This window comes from Enterobacter sp. Lyrl_3, from assembly GCF_051948675.1.
Classification (GTDB): Bacteria; Pseudomonadota; Gammaproteobacteria; order Enterobacterales; family Enterobacteriaceae; genus Enterobacter; species Enterobacter cloacae.
Genome location: NZ_JAYJLI010000004.1, coordinates 268924 through 286837 on the forward strand (window position 1 = coordinate 268924; position 17914 = coordinate 286837).

21 protein-coding genes are annotated in these 17914 nt (G+C 56.8%); 10 read left to right on the top strand and 11 right to left on the bottom strand.

From position 1 onward, the window contains the following. The first annotated feature begins 49 nt into the window (after positions 1-49). The 3 genes from VF709_RS11170 to yjiA all read left to right on the top strand — a co-directional run bounded on the left by VF709_RS11170 (position 50) and on the right by yjiA (position 3485). A complete protein-coding gene (locus tag VF709_RS11170; protein ID WP_029882188.1) occupies positions 50-2203 on the top strand; it encodes a carbon starvation CstA family protein in 2154 nt (717 codons plus the stop codon). Positions 2204-2317: 114 nt separating this feature from the next. Then, on the top strand, positions 2318-2521 hold the full coding sequence (locus VF709_RS11175) for a YbdD/YjiX family protein (protein WP_003856610.1): 204 nt from the start codon (positions 2318-2320) through the stop codon (positions 2519-2521). Positions 2522-2531: 10 nt separating this feature from the next. Continuing rightward, entirely contained in the window at positions 2532-3485 is a 954-nt protein-coding gene (gene yjiA / locus VF709_RS11180) for a GTPase (protein WP_440231584.1), read from the top strand. Positions 3486-3537: 52 nt separating this feature from the next. Here yjiA and VF709_RS11185 read toward each other — a convergent pair whose 3' ends face one another. Continuing rightward, positions 3538-4896, bottom strand: a complete 1359-nt coding sequence (locus VF709_RS11185; protein WP_062729726.1) for an esterase-like activity of phytase family protein — start codon at positions 4894-4896, stop codon at positions 3538-3540. Positions 4897-5298: 402 nt separating this feature from the next. On the opposite strand from VF709_RS11185, the gene VF709_RS11190 reads away from it, so the two are divergent. Together VF709_RS11190 and VF709_RS11195 are read left to right on the top strand one after the other, a co-directional pair. Continuing rightward, positions 5299-5844, top strand: coding sequence for a YfaZ family outer membrane protein (locus tag VF709_RS11190; RefSeq protein WP_013095440.1), 546 nt, complete (start codon positions 5299-5301; stop codon positions 5842-5844). Continuing rightward, positions 5844-6164: a hypothetical protein gene (locus VF709_RS11195; protein ID WP_013095439.1), complete on the top strand. Its 321-nt coding sequence runs from the start codon at positions 5844-5846 to the stop codon at positions 6162-6164. Before VF709_RS11190 ends, VF709_RS11195 begins: the two co-directional genes overlap by 1 nt. A 41-nt stretch (positions 6165-6205) precedes the next feature. Here the strand turns inward: VF709_RS11195 and VF709_RS11200 are convergent, their stop codons facing one another. Next, positions 6206-7576 carry an NAD-dependent succinate-semialdehyde dehydrogenase gene (locus tag VF709_RS11200; RefSeq protein ID WP_038418628.1) on the bottom strand — a complete coding sequence of 457 codons (1371 nt, stop codon included), beginning with the start codon at positions 7574-7576 and terminating at the stop codon, positions 6206-6208. Between the two features lie 137 nt (positions 7577-7713). Here VF709_RS11200 and VF709_RS11205 point away from each other — a divergent pair, with 137 nt between their 5' ends. Then, on the top strand, positions 7714-8457 hold the full coding sequence (locus VF709_RS11205) for a helix-turn-helix transcriptional regulator (protein WP_149896530.1): 744 nt from the start codon (positions 7714-7716) through the stop codon (positions 8455-8457). A 48-nt stretch (positions 8458-8505) separates the two neighbouring features. Continuing rightward, positions 8506-9144, top strand: a complete 639-nt coding sequence (locus tag VF709_RS11210) for a LysE family translocator (RefSeq protein WP_149896529.1) — start codon at positions 8506-8508, stop codon at positions 9142-9144. 30 nt (positions 9145-9174) lie between these two features. Here the strand turns inward: VF709_RS11210 and VF709_RS11215 are convergent, their stop codons facing one another. Beyond that, the gene (locus VF709_RS11215; RefSeq protein WP_023620649.1) at positions 9175-9477 is read right to left on the bottom strand and encodes a BrnA antitoxin family protein; all 303 of its coding nucleotides are present in this window, start codon (positions 9475-9477) and stop codon (positions 9175-9177) included. Beyond that, entirely contained in the window at positions 9464-9751 is a 288-nt protein-coding gene (locus VF709_RS11220) for a BrnT family toxin (protein ID WP_047023211.1), read from the bottom strand. Before VF709_RS11220 ends, VF709_RS11215 begins: the two co-directional genes overlap by 14 nt. 169 nt (positions 9752-9920) lie before the next feature. On the opposite strand from VF709_RS11220, the gene VF709_RS11225 reads away from it, so the two are divergent. Then, positions 9921-11219: a DUF445 domain-containing protein gene (locus tag VF709_RS11225; protein ID WP_187170852.1), complete on the top strand. Its 1299-nt coding sequence runs from the start codon at positions 9921-9923 to the stop codon at positions 11217-11219. Here the strand turns inward: VF709_RS11225 and VF709_RS11230 are convergent. The 6 genes from VF709_RS11230 to VF709_RS11255 form a co-directional block, all read right to left on the bottom strand. Continuing rightward, the gene (locus VF709_RS11230) at positions 11189-12265 is read right to left on the bottom strand and encodes a DUF2955 domain-containing protein (protein ID WP_013095434.1); all 1077 of its coding nucleotides are present in this window, start codon (positions 12263-12265) and stop codon (positions 11189-11191) included. The genes VF709_RS11225 and VF709_RS11230 overlap by 31 nt on opposite strands. Beyond that, complete coding sequence (locus VF709_RS11235; protein WP_149896527.1) at positions 12255-13322, bottom strand: HlyD family secretion protein; 1068 nt, start codon at positions 13320-13322, stop codon at positions 12255-12257. The genes VF709_RS11230 and VF709_RS11235 overlap by 11 nt, the downstream gene beginning before the upstream one ends. Further along, the gene (locus VF709_RS11240) at positions 13319-13789 is read right to left on the bottom strand and encodes a MarR family winged helix-turn-helix transcriptional regulator (RefSeq protein ID WP_013095432.1); all 471 of its coding nucleotides are present in this window, start codon (positions 13787-13789) and stop codon (positions 13319-13321) included. The genes VF709_RS11235 and VF709_RS11240 overlap by 4 nt, the downstream gene beginning before the upstream one ends. Positions 13790-13992: 203 nt before the next feature. Then, on the bottom strand, positions 13993-14688 hold the full coding sequence (locus VF709_RS11245; RefSeq protein ID WP_058661992.1) for an ArsR/SmtB family transcription factor: 696 nt from the start codon (positions 14686-14688) through the stop codon (positions 13993-13995). Then, entirely contained in the window at positions 14660-15058 is a 399-nt protein-coding gene (locus tag VF709_RS11250) for a hypothetical protein (RefSeq protein WP_058661993.1), read from the bottom strand. Before VF709_RS11250 ends, VF709_RS11245 begins: the two co-directional genes overlap by 29 nt. Then, a complete protein-coding gene (locus VF709_RS11255) occupies positions 15051-15374 on the bottom strand; it encodes an antibiotic biosynthesis monooxygenase family protein (protein ID WP_023620659.1) in 324 nt (107 codons plus the stop codon). The genes VF709_RS11250 and VF709_RS11255 overlap by 8 nt, the downstream gene beginning before the upstream one ends. Positions 15375-15588: 214 nt before the next feature. Between VF709_RS11255 and VF709_RS11260 the strand changes: the two genes are divergently transcribed. Then, complete coding sequence (locus VF709_RS11260) at positions 15589-15858, top strand: type II toxin-antitoxin system TacA family antitoxin (protein ID WP_013095428.1); 270 nt, start codon at positions 15589-15591, stop codon at positions 15856-15858. Between the two features lie 12 nt (positions 15859-15870). After that, positions 15871-16383, top strand: coding sequence for a GNAT family N-acetyltransferase (locus VF709_RS11265; protein WP_201745556.1), 513 nt, complete (start codon positions 15871-15873; stop codon positions 16381-16383). A 49-nt stretch (positions 16384-16432) separates the two neighbouring features. Here the strand turns inward: VF709_RS11265 and VF709_RS11270 are convergent, their stop codons facing one another. Continuing rightward, entirely contained in the window at positions 16433-17848 is a 1416-nt protein-coding gene (locus VF709_RS11270; protein ID WP_062676737.1) for an aldehyde dehydrogenase family protein, read from the bottom strand. Positions 17849-17914 lie beyond the last annotated feature (66 nt).

The window sequence follows — 17914 nt, forward strand, 5'->3', positions numbered from 1 at the left end:
ACAACGAACCCTGACCCTTTTTTCTTTACATAAAAAACCAGGTCTTACTATGGATACTAAAAAACTACTGAAGCATGTGCCCTGGGCCTTACTCGGGATCCTCGGCGCTTTCTGTCTGGCGGTTGTCGCATTACGCCGGGGCGAACACGTAAGCGCCCTGTGGATCGTGGTCGCGTCGGTTTCCGTCTACCTTGTGGCTTATCGCTACTACAGCTTATACATCGCGCAGAAGGTCATGAAACTCGACCCGACGCGTGCCACCCCGGCGGTCATTAACAATGACGGCCTGAACTACGTGCCAACCAACCGCTATGTGCTGTTTGGTCACCACTTTGCCGCCATTGCAGGCGCTGGCCCGCTGGTCGGCCCGGTACTGGCCGCGCAGATGGGCTACCTGCCGGGTACCCTGTGGCTGCTCGCTGGTGTAGTGCTGGCGGGTGCGGTGCAGGACTTTATGGTGCTGTTTATCTCCTCGCGCCGTAACGGTTCGTCGCTGGGTGAGATGATCAAAGAAGAGATGGGCCGCGTGCCGGGTACCATCGCCCTCTTCGGATGCTTCCTGATTATGATCATCATCCTCGCGGTGCTGGCATTAATCGTGGTGAAAGCGCTGGCTGAAAGTCCGTGGGGCGTCTTTACCGTCTGCTCTACCGTGCCGATTGCGCTGTTCATGGGGATCTACATGCGCTTCCTGCGCCCTGGCCGCGTCGGCGAGGTGTCGGTCATTGGTATCGTGCTGCTGGTTGCCTCTATCTACTTCGGCGGTGTGATTGCGCACGACCCGTACTGGGGTCCGGCGCTGACCTTCAAAGACACCACCATCACCTTTGCCCTGATTGGTTACGCGTTTATCTCTGCCCTTCTGCCGGTATGGCTGATTCTGGCTCCGCGTGACTATCTGGCGACCTTCCTGAAAATCGGCGTCATCGTCGGGCTGGCGATCGGTATTGTGATCATCAACCCTGAACTGAAAATGCCGGCGGTGACCCAGTACATTGACGGTACCGGTCCGCTGTGGAAAGGCGCCCTGTTCCCGTTCCTGTTTATCACCATCGCCTGTGGTGCCGTTTCTGGCTTCCACGCGCTGATCTCCTCCGGCACCACGCCGAAGCTGATGGCCAACGAAACCGACGCGCGTTTCATCGGTTACGGTGCCATGCTGATGGAATCCTTCGTGGCGATCATGGCGCTGGTGGCTGCGTCTATCATCGAACCGGGTCTTTACTTCGCGATGAACACCCCGCCGGCAGGCCTGGGCATCACCATGCCAAACCTGCATGAGATGGGCGGTGACAACGCGGCGCTGATTATGGCGCAGTTGAAGGACGCCAGCGCCCACGCGGCGGCGACCGTCAGCTCCTGGGGCTTTGTGATTTCGCCTGAGCAGATCATGCAGACCGCGAAAGACATCGGCGAACCGTCCGTGCTGAACCGCGCCGGTGGCGCACCGACGCTGGCGGTAGGTATTGCACACGTGTTCCACAAAGTGCTGCCATGGGCGGACATGGGCTTCTGGTACCACTTCGGTATTCTGTTCGAAGCACTGTTCATCCTCACCGCGCTGGACGCCGGTACCCGTGCAGGCCGCTTTATGCTGCAGGATCTGTTGGGTAACTTCGTGCCGTTCCTGAAGAAAACCGACTCGCTGGTGGCGGGCGTGCTGGGTACTGCGGGCTGCGTTGGCCTGTGGGGTTACCTGCTGTACCAGGGCGTTGTTGACCCACTCGGCGGCGTGAAGAGCCTGTGGCCGCTGTTCGGTATCTCTAACCAGATGCTGGCCGCCGTTGCCCTGGTGCTCGGCACCGTGGTACTGGTGAAGATGAAACGCACCAAATACATCTGGGTCACCGTGGTGCCTGCGCTGTGGCTGCTGCTCTGCACCACCTGGGCGCTGGGTCTGAAACTGTTCAGCAGCAACCCGCAGTTGGAAGGCTTCTTCTACATGGCTAACCAGTACAAAGCGAAAATTGCCGCCGGTGGCGCGGATCTCACCGCCCAGCAGATTGCCAACATGAACCATATCGTGGTGAACAACTACACCAACGCGGGTCTGAGCATTCTGTTCCTGGTGGTGGTGTACAGCATTATCTTCTACGGCATCAAAACCTGGATGAAAGTGCGTAACGCTGAAGGTCGTACGGACAAAGAGACCCCGTACGTGCCGGTACCGGAAGGCGGCGTGAAGACCTCTTCGCACCATTAATCTACTAATACCCCTCCCCCCAGCCCTCTCCCCATAGGGGAGAGGGTGTAAAAGTTCCCTCTCCCCTATGGGGAGAGGGTTAGGGTGAGGGGCTTTTCCTGTCTGGAATCCACAATGTTTGGTAACTTAGGCGAAGCAAAAAAATACCTCGGTCAGGCAGCGAAAATGCTGATTGGCATTCCGGACTATGACAACTACGTTGAGCATATGAAAACCAACCACCCGGATAAGCCCTACATGACCTACACTGAATTCTTCCGCGAGCGTCAGGAAGCGCGCTACGGCGGAAGTGGAGAAGGCGGCGTCCGCTGCTGCTAAAGGAGAGACCATGACCCCGATTGCCGTCACCCTGTTGACCGGTTTCCTCGGCGCCGGTAAAACCACCCTGCTGCGCCACATTCTCAACGCGCAGCACGGTTTCAAAATCGCCGTGATCGAAAACGAGTTCGGCGAAGTCTCCGTTGACGACCAGCTGATTGGCGATCGCGCCACGCAGATCAAAACCCTGACCAACGGCTGCATCTGCTGTACCCGCTCTAACGAACTGGAAGATGCCCTGCTGGACCTGCTCGACAGCCGCGATCGTGGGGACATCCACTTCGACCGCCTGGTGATTGAATGCACCGGCATGGCCGACCCCGGCCCGATTATTCAGACCTTTTTCTCACATGACATCCTTTGCCAGCGCTACCTGTTGGACGGCGTGATTGCCCTGGTCGACGCGGTTCACGCCGACGATCACATGAACCAGTTCACCATCGCCCAGTCTCAGGTGGGCTACGCCGACCGCATCCTGCTGACCAAAACCGACGTGGCGGGCGAGAGCGTTAAACTGCGCGAGCGCCTGGCACGCATCAACGCCCGCGCACCGGTATACACCGTGACGCACGGCGATATCGACCTGTCTCAGCTGTTCAACACCAACGGTTTTATGCTGGAAGAGCATGTCACCTCAAAACCGCGTTTTCACTTTATGGCGGATAAGCAGAACGACGTGGCGTCGATTGTGGTGGAGCTGGATTACCCGGTAGACATCAGCGAGGTCTCCCGCGTGATGGAGAACCTGCTGCTGTCGTTTGCGGATAAGCTGTTGCGCTACAAAGGCATGCTGTGGATCGACGGCGAACCAAACCGCCTGCTGTTCCAGGGCGTACAGCGGCTGTACAGCGCGGACTGGGATAGACCCTGGGGCGACGAGACACCGCGCAGCGTGATGGTATTTATCGGTATCCAGCTGCCGGAGGAGGAAATCCGGGCGGCGTTTGCGGGGCTGAAGAGATAACCGCCCGGCATCCCCTCTCCCTTTGGGAGAGGGTTAGGGTGAGGGGCAAACCTTATTTCACCGCCTCCGGCAGCGTCACAATCCACAACTCACTGTCAGACTCCGGTTTCTCCAGCGGCTTCACGCTGAGGGTCGTCTCAACCGGCTTATCATCCAGCGTCAGCTTTCCTTCCGCGTTCACCCGATAATCCTTGAGCTTCTTGCCCTCGACCGGATGTTGCATCGCCACCTTCACGCCAAAGTCGTTATCGTTCGCCACCGCCAGCGTTTTGCTGTCGATCAGCGCCAGCCCTTCAGCCTTTTCCTGCTGCCAGCCCAGGGCGCGCAGATCAACAACCTGCGTTTTCTGCGCAAGGGTAATGCCGCGCTGTGCCAGGGTTTTCTCATCATCAAACTCCGGATACTCGCCCGGCTTGTCGAAACCTGACAAATCGCTCGCCTTACTGAGATCGACCTTGTAAATCAGGTTACGCATTCCGTCGTTTTTATCACTTCCCTGTTCAATCAGCAGGATGTGCTGGTCATCGAGCGCCACGATGTCGCCGATTTTAGCGTCGCTGTTTTTGCTGTAAGCCGCGCTGTCGATGGGATAACCGTACATCGCGGTTTTCCCGCTTGCCGGGTCAAAGCTCACCAGACGCGTAAACAGCGCCTTTTTCTTGCCCTTACCGTCGATATCCAGCGTACTTTGCACGGCGGCAATAATACGCCCGTCCGGCATACGGGTGAGGCCTTCAAAGCCGCGGTTCGCCTGACGCCATTTGAGGATATTTGGCAAACCGCCCGCAATTGCTTTTTCCCCTTCCGCCGCCTGCGGACCGTGGATCGCCAGGATTTTCCCTTTACTGTCGATGTTAATCAGGAACGGGCCATACTCATCGCACAGCCAGTAACCGCCTTTACCGTCCGGGGTGATCCCTTCCGTATCCAGCCCGCGATTATCCCCCTTCAGCCTCTTTAACGTGTCGCTGAAGGCCACTTCATTGGTGGATCCAATCACGTCGCTTTCCAGCGGCAGACCGTTGATCGCGCCTTTATCGTCATGCAGAGGACGGGCATCAATGGCCTCCGCTTTGCCGTTTTGTACACGAATCGTCATCAGCAGCGGCGCGAAATCTGGCGTAACGAAAATTTTGGCTTCGTTTTTACCCAATTTCGGTGAATCCGCGTTCGGACCGCGATCGGTAATGGTGGCGAAGGTCAGGGCATCGCCCTGTTTCCCGGTGAACAGCAGGCCAGAACCTATCCCAACCGGAAGCCCGTTCGGGAATGCACTGGCAAATGCGCCGGTGTAGTTCACGTGTGTGCCTTCTGGAAAACTGACGACATAGCGCTCAGCCGTAGGCTGCGCCGCGAGGGCAGAGAAAGAAAGCACACAACCGATTAGCACAGGAATAATTTTTCTTTTCATATTGTTAGCATCCATAAAGTGAAGCTCACACCGTAAAGAAGAAACGTGTCAGGAAAATGACATCGAATGGCAACATTGCGCGGGCCGGAGCGCCAAAGAAATGTAAAGCTCTGTTGTTATATGTAACAGCGGAAACATTTCTGGAAATTATTAGAAACCCAATTAATTCGCTGCGAACCACTCTTTCAGCTCTCGTTCAGATTATGTTTAGCAAAAAAAATAAACACTTTCTAAACGCCAAATCATTACCCGTTGACGACCTCGCAACCCAACACTCTCGCAACACCACCAAATTAAAAAATTAACAAAACCAGCATAAAACGGCGACTTTCATCACATTTGCAGTCATTAACATCGCTTGTTAAGGTGCGCCCAGATTAAATTGATGACGAGGCATATGAGATGAAAAAACTGAATATCCTTCTGCTGACTGCGTTGACTGCTGTATCGGGTTCTGCACTGGCTCTGGGTGGCAGCGTTGAGCAGGGTAAAAACTTCACCAACCTCAATCTTGAGATGGGTAAATCCTCATCCGGTCTGTATGTGGAAAGCAACTGGCTGAAAAACACCGATGACGGTACGCAGACCGGCGGTGTGGGTGCAGGTTATAACCTGGGTCTTGGCCCGGTCATGCTGAACGCGGGTGCAAAAGCTATCTATATCGGCCCGAAAAAAGGCGATAATGGCGTGGCGTTCCCGATCGGTGGCGGCGTAAACGTTGCCCTGACCGACAGCATTCATCTGTATGGTGAAGGCTACGTGGCACCAGAAGGGATGAACAACAGCGTGAAAAACTACGTTGAAGCCAACGGCGGCGTAAGCTGGACGCCAGTTACACCTGTGACCCTGAAAGTGGGTTACCGCCACGTGAGCGTTGATGGTAAAGACGGTCGTCCAGGCCACACCCTGATTGACGGTGCGTATGTTGGCGGTGGAGTCACCTTCTGATGAAACACCGCATTACCGCGCTTTGCGTTCTGAGCCTCACGCTTCTGCTCACCGGCTGCGTCCAGTACAAATGGGTGAAACCGGGCGTCAGCGACGCTGAAATGAACAAAAAGCTCACGGAATGTGAAGCGCAGGCGCTGATCGATCTGCCCCCGGATAACGTCGTGACCGGTTCGGACTCGGAAAAAACGGATCTGAAGAACAAGAAAAAGGATATTTCCACGAGCTACACGGTTGAAGACGCCAATGAGGATCGCAGGGCGACCCTCGTAGACAGCTGCATGTTCAAAAGCGGCTGGGATAAAATTGAAGTGCAATAATCTCTAAAAAACCTGCCTACTGGCAGGTTTTTTATTGCTGCTTACTTACGCACCACCACCAGCTTCTGGTTCACAAACTCTTTGATCCCCAGATCCGACAGCTCGCGTCCGTAACCGGAGCGCTTCACGCCGCCAAACGGCAGCTCCGGTGCGGTATCGGTGAGCCAGTTGATATACACCATCCCGGTCTCAATCCGTGACGCCATTTTCTTCGCGCGTTCAATATCCTGACTGAACACCGCACCGCCCAGTCCGTAGTGGGAGTCGTTCGCCAGGGCGACCGCCTCGTCATCGTTTTTCACCACATACATCTGCGCCACCGGGCCGAAGAACTCCTCGAAGTACGCCGGGTTGTCGCGGGAGATATTCGTCAGGATCGTCGGCTCAAAGAAGCTCCCGTCGCGCTGCACCGGTTTACCACCATAGTGTAACGTCGCGCCCTTTTTCACCGCCTCGTTGACCTGTTTTGTCAGCGTTTCGAGCGCATCTTTAGACGACAGTGGCCCAAGCGTGGTGCTTTCATCCAGCGGGTCGCCAATTTTCACCTGCTTAAAGGCGTCGGTGAATTTGCTCAGGAAGGCATCAGCAATTTTCTCATGCAGGATAAAGCGCTTCGCTGCGGTACAGACCTGACCGGCGTTGTTAAGTCGCGCGTTCACGCCTGTCTTCACCGCTTTATCGAGATCCGCGTCGTCCAGCACCACGAAAACGTCGTTACCGCCCAGCTCAAGGGTGGATTTCTTGATGTGCTTCGCCGCCTGCGCGGCCACCACGCTGCCCGCTTTCTCAGAGCCGGTTAGCGCGGCCCCCTGTACGCGGTCGTCAGCAATGATGTTCGCCACCTGCTCAGACGAGATAAAGAGATTGGTCCATGCCCCTTCCGGCGCCCCTGCCTCACGCACCAGATGAGCAAAGGTTTCGGCACAGTGCGGCACGATGCTGGCATGTTTAGCCAGAACCGGGTTACCCGCCGCCAGGTTAGGTGCCAGAACACGCATCAGCTGATAATACGGGAAATTCCACGGTTCCACGGCCATCAGCACGCCGATGGGGTGATGCTCCACCCACGCTTCTCCGAGTTCAGACGGGTACTTCACCGGGGCCAGGAACTGCTTCGCGTTATCGGCATAGTAGCGGGCGATTTGCGCGCACAGCTTCACCTCGCCGCGGCTTTGTTCGATGAGCTTACCCATCTCCTGACTGGCAATTTTAGCCAGCTCCTCGGTGCGTTCGTCGATCAGGTCAGCAAGCTTATGCAGCACCGGCAGGCGCTGTTCAATGTCGCCTTTCGCCCACTGCGAATGGTAAAGGGCGTCGGCCGCTTTCAGCGCCGCTTCGATATCCGCGTCGGTATGAGAGGGATATTCTTTGATGAGCTGGTTGGTGGCAGGATTTACTGTCTGATAAGCCATATCGAATCTCCATGTTTTACCGCTTAGGGTAGTAAGGGTAGACAACATGACGGGTGATGGACGTAAAGTTGGGTATATCCGGAAGGTTCTTAGCAGGGCCAGGGCATGGTATAAAAATGTTCCTGACAGGAGCGCCTATGACCCATACCCGACACATCCGGCAGACCTTTAACCGCCTTCCGGGCCTTGAGCTGCGCAGCACGTGGCAGAGTACCGTGGCGTATAAACGTCATTGTCACCCCCAACTCTCGATTGGCGCGATAGTGGAAGGCCAGACCTGCTGCCGGTGCAATGACACGCAGTACATCCTCCACCCCGGCGATCTCATCGTGATCCCGGCGCATGTGCCGCACAGCTGCAACCCCGTTGCGGGCCAGCCCCGCAGCTATCATATGCTCTATATCGACACGGATTATCCCCTGGCAGAACAGGTCATTCGCGACAGCACGCTGTTTGCTCTTTACCAGAACGTTGTTGAGAACATGTCGGCTAATTCCCTGAACATGCTGATTTCTGCCCTTCCGCGCTGCGCCAGCCGCACGGGTGAATTACGCTCAACCAGCCAGCACATCCAGCAGGCGTTTCTTACCGATTTAACCAGCCCGCCGTCACTCGACGACCTTGCCCACCGCTTCTCGCTGCGCAAAGAGACGCTGATCCGCACCTTCAGGCAGGACACTGGCCTGACGCCGGGCAGCTTTCTCAACATCTCCCGCGTGGAATACGCCAAAGCGCGGCTCCGCGCCGGGGATGATATTGCCGATGTCGGCTACCAGAGCGGGTTTGCCGATCAGAGCCATTTTCATAAGACCTTTGTGAGCTATACCGCCGCCACGCCGCGCCAGTACGCCACGGGCCGATCAATATTGGACAATAAATAGCGTTTGCATCGCCGTAGTCTGACCTCGGTTTTTTACACAGAGGTTGCTATGGAACTGTTATTCCCTTCCGCTTTTCTTGCTCTGGCGCTGGCGCATTTTGTCGCCCTGTTAAGCCCGGGCCCGGATTTCTTCCTGCTGGTGGGCTACGCGGCGCGCTACCGGGTCCGCGGCAGCGCCGGGCTGTGCCTCGGCATCGCTGCGGGCAACGGGTTGTATATCCTGCTGGTGATCATTGGCTGGAGCGCGCTGCGCCAGTTTACGTGGCTGTTTACCCTTATCGAGCTTTGCGGGGCGCTGTATCTGCTGTGGATCGGTTCGCATCTGGTGCGCAGCCGCCCGCAAGCGCTGGCGCTGAACGAAACCCATCAGCGCTTCCCTTCACTGCGTAAGCAGATCCTGCTGGGACTCGGCTCAGCGTTGTTAAATCCAAAGAACGCCCTGTTCTATCTGGCGCTGATGACGGCGCTGCTGGGGCCAAACGTCACGCTGCTTCAGCAGTCGACCTGCGGCGTCTGGATGGTGCTGGTAGTGCTGGTGTGGGATCTGGCGCTGGTATCACTGATGGGGCTGCCCGCGTTGCAACAGAGGCTCAGCCGTTCGCTGTGGCTAATTGAGCGGGCGGCAGGGGTTGTACTAATGGGGTTTGGCGGGTGGGTACTGTGGCGGCTGCTGGAGCTGATAAGCTGAAATAAGGGGCAGCCCAACGCTGCCCGTGGTTTATTTTTTGTTTTGATCGCGCAGCATCGCTTCACGCAATATGGCGTTTAGCCGCGTCTGGTAACCCTTTCCAGGCCGTTTCAGCCACTCCATCACGTCGGCGTCAATGCGTACAGATGCCTGCGTTTTAAGTGGCCGATAGAACTTCCCTCGCACCGCCCCGGACCACTGTTTATCGTCCGTGGCAGGAATATCGCTGTAATCGATTTCTGCTTCTGGTTTTTCAGCTAATGCTTTTAGCTCAGCGTCACGACGAGCGCTAACCTCAGGCGAACTACCTCGTTTATGTTTAACGATGCTCATAACGGCTCCTCTCTTTACGGTCCGCCTTACGTGCGCTAATGATACGAATAATTTCGCCTCCGCTTTCGAAACGTACCGTATGTGCGACCAGGATAACAATGACGCCTTGCACAAGGCCGATGGTTTGCCAGCGAAACTCACCGTTCTCATAGCGATCCTGAACAGACAAATGATAAGGATCGTCGAAAACCAAAACCGCATCCTCAAAGCGTATGCCATGTTTTTGCTGGTTACTTTTCGCCTTATCGCTATCCCACTCATACTCCGTTGGCATAGTGTACCCTTCCCTGATTGTATATACAAAAAAGCATATACAAACTGCGCAAGGATTAAACCCATTAAGCAAAAGCGGTGTTTAATTTCGGAAGGCGGATTCCAGAAGCGAAGATGGTGTAACGCTCCCGTCTTTGCACTTTTCCCCCGTCTCCCTCTATCCTTAACCCATGGAAAAAATCGCTGAACTCAAACGCGCCAAGCTGCTGGCGCTGTCGCTGCTGCTGATTGCCGTCGCGGCATTTATCACCACCCTGTTTCTGCCGCAAACCTTCTGGGTGCGCGGCGTGAAGGCCATTGCCGAGGCGGCGATGGTTGGCGCGCTGGCGGACTGGTTTGCGGTCGTCGCGCTGTTTCGCCGGGTGCCCATTCCGTTTATCTCGCGCCATACGGCGATTATCCCGCGCAATAAAGACCGGATTGGCGATAATCTCGGCCAGTTCGTGCAGGAGAAGTTTCTCGACACCCAGTCGCTGGTGGCGCTGATCCGCCGCTATGAGCCGGCGCAGATGATTGGCACCTGGTTTAGCAAGCCCGACAATGCCCAGCGTGTCGGGCAGCATCTGATTCAGGTGATGGGCGGTTTTCTTGAGCTGACCGACGACGGGCGTATTCAGCACCTGCTCAAACGCGCGGTGCATAAGGCCATCGATAAGGTCGATTTCACCGAAACCAGCGCAGTGATGCTGGAGAGCATGACCAAAAACAACCGCCATCAGGTACTGCTGGACGCCATCATCAACCGCCTGATCACCCTGATTCAACGCGATAGCACGCGGGAATTTATTTCAGACCAGATCGTCCACTGGCTTAAGACCGAGCATCCGCGCAAGGCGATGGTGCTGCCCACCGAGTGGCTGGGCGATCAGAGCGCGGAGATGGTGTCAAACGCGGTGAATACCCTGCTGGACGACGTCAGTCATGACCGTACCCACCAGATCCGCCAGGCGTTCGACCGCGCCACGCTGAAGCTTATCGACAACCTGAAAAACGATCCGGAGATGGCCGCAAAGGCAGAGAACATCAAGCATTACCTGAAGAACGACGACGCGTTTAACCGCTATCTGGGTGAGATGTGGGCTGACCTGCGCCAGTGGCTGAAGGCGGATATGCAACGTGAGGATTCCCGCGTGAAGCAGCGCATCGCCAACGCCGGGCAGTGGTTTGGCGAAACGCTGCTCGGTGACGACAGCCTGCGGGCATCGCTCAATGAGCATCTGGAGCAGGCGGCGCACCGCGTGGCACCGGATTTCGCGGCGTTTCTCACCCGTCATATCAGCGACACGGTAAAAAGCTGGGACGCCAAAGATATGTCCCGCCAGATCGAGCTTAATATCGGCAAAGATCTGCAGTTTATCCGCGTCAACGGCACCCTGGTGGGCGGGACAATTGGCCTGATCCTGTTTTTACTCTCGCAACTGCCCGCCGTGCTTGCGCATTACTCCGTTTTTGGTGGTGCAATGACGTAGCGCGTCGCCTCAAAGCGATTGAGGATCAAGTGCACCAGAAACACCATCGTCAGCGTCGCCACCAGGGAAAAGGTCACCGAGGTGATGCGGTAGAGATCGCTGAACACCAGGTCGCTGTCCGGGTGCATGTTCTGACCGAACATAATCCCGATGGTGGTGATGCTGGCAAACCCAACGCCGGCTCCCACCTTCTCCATCACATGCAGACGCGCACCAAACGCCAGCCCGAGGCCGATAAGCGGCATCATCAGTAGCATGTGGCTGCTGTGATCGTAGAGGATAAGCTGCACCACCAGAATATAGAGACAGCCCAGCACCACGCCAGCCACGCGCCAGATAGAGCTCATCACCGCGCCGCGATAGTGCATCGGGAACAGAATCAACACACCGGCCATCAGCGCCGAAAGCGAATCGCTTAAATCGCTTATCTGGAAGATAACAAAAATCATTGTCGCAACGGTGCCGGAGAGCAGAGACTCGTGTCGCACGCGGGCATCATCTTTCTCGATCAGCGGCGGCGGCTTGCGCGGTTCAACGTCCGGCAGGAGGTAGTTCATCAGCGCGCTCAGGCATACCGCCATCACACTCGCTTCAATGTTGGAAAACAGCAGCGTGTGCCAGTCGGTGGTGGGATAGCTCATAAAGTTGAGCATCACGCTCTGGCACACCACGCCCATCGACCCGAACAGGAACAGCGGCCCCTTACTCATAAAGCGAAAACGCATGACATACAGCGCAAAAACTACCAGCGTCATGATCACCGGCCACTGGGACAGATAGCCGATAATAATCACCATTTCGACGCAGTTTAGCGATGCGCTGAAGATAAACTGCTTCGCCACATGGCGGTTAAAGACCGGCACCAGCGACAGCAGCATGATGGGGTAGACCACATAAAACACGCCGTAGCTGGTGTTATAGAAACTTGAAATACTCAGCGCGATCATCCCGGCAAAGACGATGCGCAGGGTCTGGCGAAAGTCATTGGCCGTATAGACGATGTTGCCGTGCGGGGTAAAGACCCGCGCCAGCGTGCTAATAGACATAGTGGAGCAGGCTCACCAGGTGGATTTGCATCCCGGAGAAGAAGCGCGCAAACGGCCCTTCGCTGTTGTAGAGCTGCACGGTGGCACGAGCGCCGGTCGGGAGCGGTTTCGGCAGCGTCTCATCCAGCGCCACGTGAATACGCATTCGCTGAGCGTCGCGCACCCAACGGTTGGAGGTTTCCGGCGCGGACAGTTCGCCGCTCACCGCCTCCTGTCCGGCAAGGATCCCCGCATCGCTGCTGGTCACGTGGGCGCGGAAAACCTGTCCCGGAAAGGCGTCAAATACCACGGCGGCATCGGTCCCCTGATGGGTATGGCGCAGACTCTTCTCACGAAAATCGGCCACAATATCGGTCTGATTATTCACCAGCGCCAGCGCCGCCGAGCCGGACGAAGCATAAAACCCGGGGCTTAGCTGCAGGTTGCTGACCGTACCATCCGCCTGGGCGTAAACCTTCGTCCAGCCGAGGTTCAGCTCCGCCTCATCCAGCGCGTTACGGTATTTTTGCAGCGTCACGTTGCGGTGCTCTTCCCGCTCACCACGCTGGATGCGCAGGTTATGGATGTTCGCCTGAATCGAGCTCACGGACTGCTCGCTGCTCTGCCAGGTGGTGCGGACCTTATCCAGATCCGCCCGCGAGACGTTCTGTAACGTGCTCAGCTTCTGGTAGCGGTCAAAGGTCACTTTGTCGTTACGCGCGGTCAGCACGGCGGTTTTCAGGCTGGCCTGGGCGGCGGCGATCTGCGCGTCCAGCTGTTCATTGGACAGGCGTGCCTGCTCAAGCGCGATTTGCGCCGCTTCCACTTTATTGCGAAACGGCGTGTCATCCAGCTCAAACAGCAGGTCGCCCCGCTTCACCTGGCTGTTGTTGTGTACGTGCACCGCCGACACATACCCGGAGACGCGCGGAGAAACCGGCGTCACCACGCGCATGACGGTGGAGTCCGGCGTCAGCGGGATCCAGATATCGGCAACGACAAAGTAGACAAACATCAGCAGGAAAGAGGCAATACTCACCCTTACCCAGCGGGCAAACTTTTGTTCAGGAGTCATTATTTTTCGGTCTTGTTATCTTCTTCGCGGATTGTCCGCAAATTGCAGGCGATTTGATTCAAGGTGGCGCTGAAAATTTCGATATGCTCAGGCGCGATGTTTTGCGATACGCGCGTCTGGTACGTCTCAATCACCTGGGTGAGCCTTTTTAGGATGGCTTTTCCCTCAGGCGTCAGCGTCAGAAGCCGGATGCGCTTGTCATAAGGCGATACGGTGCGCAGCAGGTATCCCTGCTTTTCCAGCTGTGTCAGGGTGCGCATCAGCGGCGGCAGTTCAATGCCCTGCACCTCCGCCAGCTCACTCACCGAGACGTTATCCCCCAGTTGATGAAGCTGCATCATTACCGTCCAGCTCGACTGGGTTAACCCGGTATCGAGAATGGCGTCGTCAATAACGGCGCGCCACTGGCGCACAATCATCGCCATCCGCATGCCCATCGGCCTGCGGCAAAACAGTTGTTCTTCACTCATGGGGGGAACCTCTCGAAACACGTCGTCAAGATAATAGTTATCAGGGTAAGTATCAAGAAACGCGAGGCGAAAGAGCAGGAATTGCGAAACGATGTCTCCCTCTCCCGGCGGGCTGAGGGTTTCCCATAAAATAATGTCTGCACGGAGGACCCCCTCTCCCTTGAGGGAGAGGGTTGGGGTGAGGGCACAGCCCGCAGCGGAGTTTAGCGGCTAAAATGTCGGGTAATGGCCCCCTTCCCCGAAGCCGTAAGCACCACTTCCCGATACCCCGCTACCCGCTGGATCCAGCCCTTGCTTTCCAGATGCATGAGCAGCGCCGCACCGGCTTCACCGCCCAGATGAAACCGCCGCTCGCTCCAGTCCAGACAGGCGCAACAGGCCTTTCGCCGGGGATGGGTGCTTAACGGGATACCGAGTTTCAGAAACTGCTCCCGGCCATACAGCGTCAATGCTGAACCGTCTGGCTCCAGCCAACTTTCGCCCTGCATGAAATCGTAGATCTGCACCGCCACCGCACCCGCCAGATGGTCGTAGCAGGTGCGGGCTTCACGCAGGGCTTTTGGCGCGCTGGTTTCCGGCGGAGAAATGCGGTGCCACGACAGCCCCATCATCTGCTCCACCAGCTCCGCTACGTCATGCCCTGCCAGGCGATAATAGCGATGGCGCCCCTGCGACAGGCAGGTAATGAGCTTTCCGTCCAGCAGTCGCGCAAGGTGCCCGCTGGCGGTAGACGGCGCCACATCCGCCGCCGTACTCAGCTCGGTGGCCGTCCACGCCCGCCCGTCCATCAGCGCACAAAGCATTTTCACGCGCGACGGATCGGCCATTGCGGCTGCTACTGCGGCAATGGCCTGCTCCAGCGCTGCGCTGTTATCTGGCGGTAAGCTCGTCTTTAACATAGGTTGCCCAGGGTTCGGTGATTGCTGCGGCCAGCTTATCATTATCCGTCAGCAGAATGAGGTGATTCGCGTGGTCGCTGTACTGGGTAAGAATAGACACCCCGCGAGCCGCCAGTGCAGCAGCTATCTCCCCCAGTTCGCCGGGGCGTTCCTGCCGCAGTTTTCTGATGATGGGCTGACGAACCGCTTTCAGGTTAAATCCGGCCTCAAGCAGAACATGGCGGGCTTTTTCGCCGTCTTCCACCAGAAAATGCGCCACAACGCCGAATACGCCACCGCCTTCCAGTCCAATCCCCTTACTGCCCAACAGCTGACCAAAGCGTGCCAGTTCACCCGGCATATCGTTAAAAATCACATGAACATCATACATCCGCGTGCCCTCCGTTTTCGGCGCTGTATTCCCGCACCAGCTGTGCCACCCGAATGCGGTAGTACGTAAAAATCGACTCCCGCCCCTCGGCCTGCGCGGCCTGATGAAAAACGTTCTGCTTCCAGTTGCGGATAGCCTCTTCGTCCCGCCACCAGGAGAGCGAGAGAATTTTGCCGTCGGTGGTCAGGCTCTGGAAACGTTCGATATCGATAAAACCGTCAATATCCGCCAGCAGGGGTTTAAGTTCGGCCGCGAGCTGCAGGTAGCGCGCCTGATGCGCCGGCGCGGCTTTGGCTTCGAAAATGACTGCGATCATAAAGGTCTCTCCGTTGTGATGGTATGGAGAGAATGCAGGACAGATGACAAGGATGCTTCGGTATGGAGCGAAGTGTTGTGCCGGATGGCGCTGCGCTCAATTTCCCGTTGAAATCCGACGATGACAGACATATGATTTATGTACGGTAAAATTCCGTACACAATATTACTATGCAACCGGGGCATGAACCCCAGGTCACGATGAAGAGCGAATCATGTCAGCACTAAAGAAACAGCGCATCGATCTACGCTTAACCGAAGACGACAAAAGCCTGATCGAAGAAGCAGCGGCAATGACGAACCAGTCAATTTCACAATTCATGGTAAGTACGGCCTCCGAGCGCGCAGCAGAAGTGATTGAACAGCACCGCCGCCTGATCCTCAACGAGGCATCCTGGAACCAGGTGATGGATGCGATCAGTAACCCGCCAACGCCAAATGAACGACTGAAGCGAGCAGCCAGGCGTCTCCAGGATCTGGAGTGATACGTGAATAACATGAAAATAGGGATTTTTTCAGATGACGTTGAGTATGATCTAAGCCATTTCGATTGCGGAGAAGAGAGCCTAAACACCTTTCTGACGGCGCACCTGAAACGCCAGCATCGTGGGAAATTTTTGCGGGGTTACGTTCTTGTCGCATCCGGGGAAAAGCCGCGGGTGTTGGGTTATTACACGCTGTCCGGGAGCTGCTTTGAAAAGGCGTACCTTCCTTCTAAAACCCAGCAGAAGCGAGTGCCTTACAAAAATGTTCCCAGCGTCACGCTGGGCCGCCTGGCGATTGATAAACGCTTCCAGGGGCAAGGATTGGGGGAGTTGCTGGTCACCCATGCTCTGAAAACGGTCTACCTGGCGTCTTTTGCCGTGGGTATCCATGGGATATTCGTAGAAGCGCTGAACGACAGCGCCAAAAACTTTTACCTTAAACTGGGGTTTATCGCCCTTCAGGCAGAGAATGAAAATACTCTCTTCCTGCCGACTAAAACCATCGAAAGACTGTTTGCAGATTAAGTCTGTTACTCACGCCCCGCGAACCGGGCGTGAGTAACACGTAATGGGTTTAACCCACAATCGACTTCGGCTCCATAAACGCCCCAATTCCCCATTCGCCCATCTCACGTCCCACGCCGGAGTGTTTAAACCCGCCAAACGGGGCTTTTGGCTCATGCGCGAGGGTGTTCACCAGCACGCGCCCGGAAACAATCTGCTGTGCCACGCGACGCGCACGCCCGGTGTCACGCCCCAGCACCATCGCGCTCAGGCCGTACTCGGTATCGTTGGCAATCGCGACAGCCTCCGCCTCGTCCTGATAAGGAATAATGCACAGCACCGGGCCAAAAATTTCCTCACGCGCGATGGTCATCTGGTTGTTCACATCAGTAAACAGCGTCGGGCGCACAAACCAGCCGTCCCGCGTCCCGTCCGGTCGCCCTTCGCCGCCCGCCAACAGTCGTGCGCCTTCGTCGAGCCCTTTGCGAATATATCCCTGCACCCGCAGCCACTGCTTTTCGCTGACCATCGGGCCAATCTCTGTCGCGCTTTCGCGCGGGTCGCCGGATTTCACCGCCGCCACCGCCTGCGCCAGGGCGATTTCCATCTCGGCCTTGCGCGACTGCGGCACCAGAATACGCGTGCCGGCCACGCACGCCTGCCCGCTGTTCATAAACCCGGCCTGAATCACCAGCGGGATCGCCCGTGCAAGATCGACATCATCCAGCAAAATCGTCGGCGATTTACCGCCTAACTCCAGCGTGACGCGCTTAAAACCCTCCGCCGCGTTACGCAGGATCGCTTTGCCGGTATTCGTCGACCCCGTAAACGAGATTTTCGCCACGTCCGGGTGGCGGCTAATGGTCTCCCCCACCGTCTCGCCGCGCCCGGTGATGATATTAAACACGCCCGCTGGCAATGCGGCATCACGCAGCGCCTCGGTAATAATCTGCGTTTGCAGGGCGCTCATTTCGCTGGGTTTGATCACCGCCGTGCAACCCGCCGCGAGCGCCGCCGCCAGTTTGCCGCAGATAAACCCCGCATCGCTGTTCCACGGCGTGATCAGGCCCGCTACGCCTAGCGGCGTCATCTGCACCGATGCCGCCCCCGCTGAAAATGAAAATTCAAACGCCTCCAGGGCCTCCATCGCCTGGGCAATGACATCGGCCGGATAACTGGCCATCCACGCCGAGCGCGCAGCCGGTGCGCCGTACTCTTCGATTATCGCCTCGAGCAGCTGATCATGACGGGCGGCAACAGCGGCATGCATACGTGTTAACGCAGCAATCCGTTCCTGTTTTGCGGTTTGCGACCACGCCGGAAACGCCGCTTTGGCGGCCGCAATGGCGCGTTCAGCGTCTACCTCATCTGCCAGACGCACCTGCCCTATGACCTGTGCCGTCGCCGGGTTGTATAAATCAAAACGCTCGGTGCCGTGCGGGGTAACAAATTCGCCGTTGATAAAAATCTGTTCGATGTGGTGCATGTAAACCTCCTCAGGCTGTGTGGACACAGTCTGGCACGACTACTCCGTTGCGATAATCCACGCTAT